At 53.7% G+C, this 1156-nt stretch carries 1 protein-coding gene and 1 pseudogene; both read left to right on the forward strand.

Annotated elements, in window-relative coordinates; translation table 11 throughout:
• Window positions 1-242: 242 nt before the first annotated feature.
• Window positions 243-398 (forward strand): annotated as a pseudogene (locus tag RR877_RS10555) (transposase); the annotation flags it as partial.
• A 368-nt stretch (window positions 399-766) separates the two neighbouring features.
• A complete protein-coding gene (locus RR877_RS10560; protein ID WP_332628238.1) occupies window positions 767-1060 on the forward strand; it encodes a hypothetical protein in 294 nt (97 codons plus the stop codon).
• Window positions 1061-1156: the final 96 nt, after the last annotated feature.

The following is a 1156-nucleotide window of genomic DNA, read 5'->3' on the forward strand; positions in this document are numbered from 1 at the left end:
TTGATTGGAAGAGCCGTTGATGCAGGTCAATTGCCATGCTTCTATAGCAATGATGTAGAGCTATGAAGGGATGACCAGGTAGATGCAGGCCACTACAGGAGCAGAGGTGCTGCGTCTCACCTTCGCTACAACCAAGACAACTGCCACGCCCAGTCAAAGTTCGATAACCAGTGGAGAGCCAGGAATGTGGTCGAGCGACGCCCCCCGGAGTTGAGTAGCAGGTGAGCCTGGAGTCCAATCCCATGCAACAGGAGATTGGACGTGAAGAACAGATCATTGGCTTCCTGCGCGAAGCCGAGACGGGCCTGCCGGTGGCCGAGCTGTGCCAGCGGCACGGTTTCTCGGAAGCCAGCTACCACCTCTGGCGCAACAAGTTCGGCGGCATGAGCGTCTCGGATACCGACACTTTGAGTAATCGCGGCACTCTTTGAAGCTGCGATGGCGGGGTTTTGGCCCAATTCGTGCTGAGCCGTCAATATCTCGCAAATCAACAACTGGAGAGCCTATGGCAAAGGCAAAGAAGGTTGCGCTAAGGGAACCCAGTGCTGTGTAGAAAACAGAAAGGGCCTACTAAGTAGGCCCTTTACTCACTGAAACTTGCCGGTAGCAGAGGGCTTGAACAGGATTCAGTCGTGATCTCTCTCTAGATGGAGTTTCTGGTGAGTGGTTCAATTGTGATCTTCCTGCTTAAAAGGTTGATAGGTGTTAACCCGATATGAATCTGCAGGGGATGACTGATTCCTTGCAGACTTTGGAAGAGGGGCGAATGGCGAGGCCAACAGAATTCACCCTTGTCCTAGCTGACCAGATATGTGAAAGGCCTGCAGATGGCGAGAGTCTGAGAAACATCTATCTTGGCGACAAGATGCCAGGGAAGGCGACTGTGTTCCGTTGGCTGAGAAGTCACGAGAAGTTCCGAGACCGATACGTGCGTGCGCGTGAGGCGCAGGCTGACGCGCTATTCGATGAGAATCTAGACATCGCTGATGAGGACTGCACGATGGTTCGGGCCGATAGCCCTTCAACCCAAGGTGATGGTGTTAAGGCATCGCTTACGTGACGCCAATCAACAATCAGCGTTTTGAGCCACCAGCCGGCTTCACTTCCATGTGCTGAAGGTGGGGTAGCGCTGCATCAATTGCAGCTTGCGCCTCTG

It is taken from the genome of Aurantimicrobium sp., assembly GCF_036667855.1.
Taxonomy (GTDB): Bacteria; Actinomycetota; Actinomycetes; order Actinomycetales; family Microbacteriaceae; genus Aurantimicrobium.

Excerpts from the sequence above, each read along its gene's own strand:
- RR877_RS10560 (WP_332628238.1), top strand. The coding sequence starts at position 767 with ATGGCGAGGCCAACAGAATTCACCCTTGTCCTAGCTGACCAGATATGT.